The following is a 4,785-nucleotide window of genomic DNA, read 5'->3' as shown; positions in this document are numbered from 1 at the left end:
GTTGTTATAAGCGTTTTTATATACTGTTGTGGGGGGGGGAGGGCTGGGGCCCGGGCGGGCGACGGGGGGCTTTTTCCTAGGGGGGGTCGTTCCCGGCCCCCACCGGGAACGACCCGCCTTCCCCCTTACTCAGCCGGCCGCGCGCGTCACTACGGCGTCGCCGGAGCCCGTGCGGGCCCGCACCTTCAGCTTCACGCCACCCGAAGGGGCGTTGTCGGCCACGTCCAGCTCGCTGGACACCTTGCCGCCGCTGGAGGTCAGGTCGACCTCCGCCGCCGTGCCGCCGCGGATGCCGATGCGGACCTCGCCGGAGCCGGTGATCAGGTCGAGCGAGCCCGAGGCCGCGTCGGCCACCGACAGGTCGCCGCTGCCCGTGCGGGCCATCACCTCGCCCGACACCGCGCCCAGCCAGACGTCGCCGGTGCCCGTGGCCAGCGTCGCGGATCCCGCGATCGACGACGCCTCGACGTGGCCGCTGCCGCTGCGCAGCTGCAGCCCGCCGAGCGTCGGGCCCAGCTTGATGCCGCCGCTGCCCGTGCGGATCGTCGCCGAGCCGTCGGCGCGGTCGAGCTTGACCTCGCCGGAGCCGGTCAGCAGGTCGACGCGTCCGGCCGAGCCGGTCACCGTGACGTCCGCCGCGCCGGCCCGCACCTCGACGTGCGACCCCGCCGGGGCGCGCACGGTCACCGAGAGCGCGACGTTGCGCAGTTGCCACGCCTTCGGCGCCTGGACGACCAGGCGGTTGCCGAGCTTCTCGATCCGGCTCTGCCGCACCGCTTCGGCGGGGTCGGCCCCCGACGGATCTACGCCCAGCTGGTCGCCGAAGCGTTCGCCGACCCAGGACAGCAGGCTGTTGACCCCCGCGACCCACGGCTGCTGCTCGCCCCGGTCGTGCCGCAGCTCGACGCGGGCGCCGGAGTCGCCTTCGAGCACGACCTCGACGCGCCCGATCGTCACGCCGACGTCGAGCTCCAGCGGGACGTCGGTCTCGAACTCGTCGACCCGGACCAGCTCGCCGCCGGACTCCTCGGGAGTTTCCTCGGCCGGTGTCGTTTCTTCGTCGCTCATCTTCGATCCCCTCAGCCTTCGACCCAGCCGTGCAGGTGCGACCCGGGCCGCTGGCCCTTGCCGTGGTGCTTGGGGCCGCCGCCGAGCGCGCCGTGCCCCAGCGCCCCCTGGACGGCCTGGGAGACGAACGTGTTCAGCGAGACACCCTGTGCCTGCGCCGCGCGCTCCGCCTGGCCCTTGATCTGCTCGACCAGGCGCAGCGTGATGCGCGAGATGTCACCGCCGTCGATCGGTGGTGGCGGCGTGGCGTCACGTGGTGTCGCCCGCGGCGGCGCCTCTTCGGCGGCCCCGGAAACGACCACGCGGACGTCCCGGCCGTCCAGCCGCACGTCGACCACCTGGCCGGGTAAAGCGGCCGTGACCTCGGCGGCGAGGTCGGCGAGGGCGTTCATCAGCGTCAGGCGGACGGCGGGTTCGAGCGCGGAGGACAGCAGCGCGGCCGCCCGCCGGGTGTGCTCGTCCGCGGCGGCAGCCGTGTTCGCGAGGTCCTCGCGAAGGTTGGCGATGTACGGCGTCAGGTCCATGACACCACTATGACGTCATCGCTGGCGTCAGTCAAGGAAGCGGTGATGTCACGTGTCCCCCGGGAGTGGGGGCCCGCGCGCGGTTAGGCTGCCGGGGGAGCCTGCGGAAGGAAGTGCGGACGTGGCCGAAACCGTGTCACCGAGGGTGCAGCTGATCGCGAAGACGGAGTTCTTCCCACCCGCCGACGTCCCGTGGTCGACCGACGCGGACGGCGGCGAGGCGCTCGCGGAGTTCGCCGGCCGCGCCTGCTACCAGTCCTGGAAGAAGCCGAACCCCGCCACCGCGACCAACGCCGGCTACCTCGAGCACATCATCGACGTCGGCCACCTTTCCGTGCTGGAGCACGGTTCGGTGACCTTCTACATCACCGGCATCTCGCGCTCCCTGACCCACGAACTGATCCGGCACCGCCACTTCTCCTACTCGCAGCTCTCCCAGCGGTACGTGCCCGAGCGCGACGCCGAGATCGTCGAGCCGGACGTCATCGCGAACGATCCCGTGCTGCACGAGAAGTTCCTCGCCGCGGCCCAGGCGAGCGTCGACGCCTACACCGAGCTCCTGACCGGCCTCGAGGAGAAGTTCGCCGACGTCCCGAGCGCGACGCTGCGCCGGAAGCAGGCCCGCCAGGCCGCGCGGGCCGTGCTGCCGAACGCGACGGAGACGCGGATCGTCGTCACCGGGAACTACCGGGCCTGGCGCCACTTCGTCGCGATGCGCGCCACCGAGCACGCCGACGTCGAGATCCGCGAACTGGCCGTGGAGTGCCTGCGGCACCTGCAGAAGGCCGCGGCGAACGTGTTCGCCGACTTCACCATCTCGACGCTGCCGGACGGCACCGAGATCGCTACGAGCCCGAAGGTGTTCGAAGGCTGATGAAGCGTCTTGCGATCGACGTCCGCCCCGGTGAGTACGCCGTCGTGCGGCTGCCCGCCGACGCGCCGGTGCCCGCCGAGCTCCTCGCCCCCGGCGAGCCCGCGTTCGTCTCGGTGACCCGGACGCCCGAAGAACTGTCCGTGATCTGCCCGGCCGGGCGGGAACCGTCCGGCGGCACGGCGTCCGAGGACGGCTGGCGGCTGCTCTCGGTCCGCGGGCCGCTGGAGTTCACGCTCACCGGCATCATCGCCGCGCTGGCCTCGGAGCTGGCCGCGGCCGGGGTCGCGCTGTTCTCGATGTCCACTTTCGACACCGACCACATCCTGGTCCGCGCCACCGACCTCGGGCACGCGGTGAAGGCGCTGCGCGAGTCCGGCCACGAGGTCGCCCACCCCTGACGCTTCGGTGGGTGATTCACGGGTACTCCCAGCACGAGGGTGGGAGCCATCACCCTTGAAATCGAAAGTTCGGCACGCCTAAACTTCGATTTGGGATCCCCGACACCGGTTGAGAGGCAGGCGCCATGGCGGTCACCGAGGCTGTCCGGCCGAGACTCGCGTCGCGCCTGCGCACCGGGTCGGCCCTGCTGGGCCCGGCGTTCGTCGCCGCGATCGCCTACGTCGACCCGGGGAACGTCGCGTCCAACATCAGCGCCGGCGCCCGCTACGGCTACCTGCTGGTCTGGGTGATCGTCGCGGCGAACCTGATGGCCGTGCTCGTGCAGTACCTCTCGGCGAAGCTCGGCCTGGTCAGCGGGATGTCGCTGCCGGAGGCCCTGCGCGCCCGGCTGTCGCGGCCCGCGCGGCTGGCCTACTGGCTGCAGGCCGAGGTCGTCGCCATCGCCACCGACCTCGCCGAGGTCGTCGGCGGTGCCATCGCGCTCTACTTGCTCTTCGACCTGCCGCTGGTCATCGGCGGCCTGATCACCGGCGCGGTCTCGCTGACGCTGCTGGCGGTCCAGGACCGCGGCGGTCAGCGGACGTTCGAACGCGTCGTCACCGGCCTGCTGCTGGTCATCGCGGTCGGCTTCCTGGCCAGCCTGTTCGTCGAGCCGCCGTCGGCAGCCGGCACGCTCGGCGGGCTGGTGCCGAAGTTCGACGGTTCCGGCAGCGTCCTGATCGCCGCCGCGATGCTGGGCGCGACGGTCATGCCGCACGCCGTCTACCTGCACTCCGGCCTGGTCCGCGACCGCCACGGCCTCCCGGACGTCACCACCCGCCGCCGGCTGCTGCGCGCCACCCGCGCCGACGTCGGCCTGGCGATGCTGCTGGCCGGCGCGGTCAACCTCGGCATGCTGCTGCTCGCCGCGACGAACCTGCAGGGCCAGGCGGGTGTCGACAGCATCGAGGGCGCGCACGCCGCGGTCGCGGTGGCCCTCGGCCCGGGTATCGCGCTGATGTTCGCGATCGGCCTGCTGGCGTCGGGCCTGGCGTCGACGTCGGTGGGCGCGTACGCGGGCGCGATGATCATGCAAGGGTTGCTGCACAAGCGGATCCCGCTGGTCCTGCGGCGGCTGGTGACGCTCACCCCGGCCATCGTGGTGCTCGCCCTCGGCGCCGACCCGAGTGCCGCGCTGGTCGTCTCGCAGGTGGTCCTGTCGTTCGGGATCCCGTTCGCACTGGTGCCGCTGATCCGGCTGACGGCCGACCGTGATCTGATGGGGGCGGACGCCAACCGCAGGCTGACGACCATCGCGGCAGCACTGATCGCGGTGGTGATCATCGCGCTCAACCTGGTGCTGGTCTATCTCACCATCACCGGCTGAGCCCACGAGCAGGGAGTCCGCCGCCATGGCCTGGAGCTTCGCCCTCAACGCCGAATGCGGTGGGCGGGAGACCCACGCCCGGGACCTCGCGCGCCACTTCGAAGGCTTCCCGTCCCGCGTCTTCTCCGACGGCGGCGGCGGCTGGTGGTGCGGAGTCGCGCCCGAGGACCTCGGCGAGAAGCGGATCGAATCCGCCGAAGACGCGACGGCGACGACCGCCGCCGGGCGCCGGCTCTACTGGCTGCTCCGCACGGCGCCGCCGGTGTACCGCTACGCGCTGGCGGGGGTCGAGACCGGGGCGGCGTTCCGCAAGTACGACGAGCTGATGGCCGAAAAGGACCTGACGCGCTTTCCCGGTCTCGTGGTCAGCGAAGACATCTGGACCGCGACCGGGAAGCGCGCCGCGTTCAGCGACTTCGCCCCGGGCTACCGGTGGATCCCGTACCACGGCGAGGCGTACGGCCCGCGCCGCTGAGTCACGGCCCGCCGCGGTGGTCGCGAATGACTCATTCGGGGCGTCGGAGGCCGCGAATGAGTGAATAGCGCAGCGCGGG

General features: G+C 72.0%; 6 protein-coding genes. 4 read left to right on the top strand and 2 right to left on the bottom strand.

What is annotated here, in order from left to right:
• Positions 1-129 precede the first annotated feature (129 nt).
• The gene (locus tag AB0N03_RS51860) at positions 130-1,068 is read right to left on the bottom strand and encodes a DUF4097 family beta strand repeat-containing protein (RefSeq protein WP_364388889.1); all 939 of its coding nucleotides are present in this window, start codon (positions 1,066-1,068) and stop codon (positions 130-132) included.
• Between the two features lie 11 nt (positions 1,069-1,079).
• On the bottom strand, positions 1,080-1,592 hold the full coding sequence (locus AB0N03_RS51855) for a toxin-antitoxin system HicB family antitoxin (RefSeq protein ID WP_364388887.1): 513 nt from the start codon (positions 1,590-1,592) through the stop codon (positions 1,080-1,082).
• Between the two features lie 121 nt (positions 1,593-1,713).
• Between AB0N03_RS51855 and thyX the strand changes: the two genes are divergently transcribed.
• The 4 genes from thyX to AB0N03_RS51835 all read left to right on the top strand — a co-directional run bounded on the left by thyX (position 1,714) and on the right by AB0N03_RS51835 (position 4,706).
• Positions 1,714-2,466, top strand: a complete 753-nt coding sequence (gene thyX, locus AB0N03_RS51850) for an FAD-dependent thymidylate synthase (RefSeq protein ID WP_364388884.1) — start codon at positions 1,714-1,716, stop codon at positions 2,464-2,466.
• Positions 2,466-2,864 (top strand): ACT domain-containing protein, encoded by a 399-nt coding sequence (locus AB0N03_RS51845; protein ID WP_360669000.1) that lies wholly within the window; start codon positions 2,466-2,468, stop codon positions 2,862-2,864. Before thyX ends, AB0N03_RS51845 begins: the two co-directional genes overlap by 1 nt.
• Positions 2,865-2,989: 125 nt before the next feature.
• The gene (locus AB0N03_RS51840; RefSeq protein ID WP_364388882.1) at positions 2,990-4,231 is read left to right on the top strand and encodes an Nramp family divalent metal transporter; all 1,242 of its coding nucleotides are present in this window, start codon (positions 2,990-2,992) and stop codon (positions 4,229-4,231) included.
• Between the two features lie 25 nt (positions 4,232-4,256).
• Positions 4,257-4,706, top strand: a complete 450-nt coding sequence (locus AB0N03_RS51835; protein ID WP_364388880.1) for a hypothetical protein — start codon at positions 4,257-4,259, stop codon at positions 4,704-4,706.
• Positions 4,707-4,785 lie beyond the last annotated feature (79 nt).

The sequence above is a fragment of the Amycolatopsis sp. NPDC051061 genome (assembly GCF_040682935.1).
GTDB lineage: Bacteria > Actinomycetota > Actinomycetes > Mycobacteriales > Pseudonocardiaceae > Amycolatopsis.
Note: the sequence above shows the minus strand (reverse complement) of the source record. Positions and strands in the feature narration are given on the sequence as shown.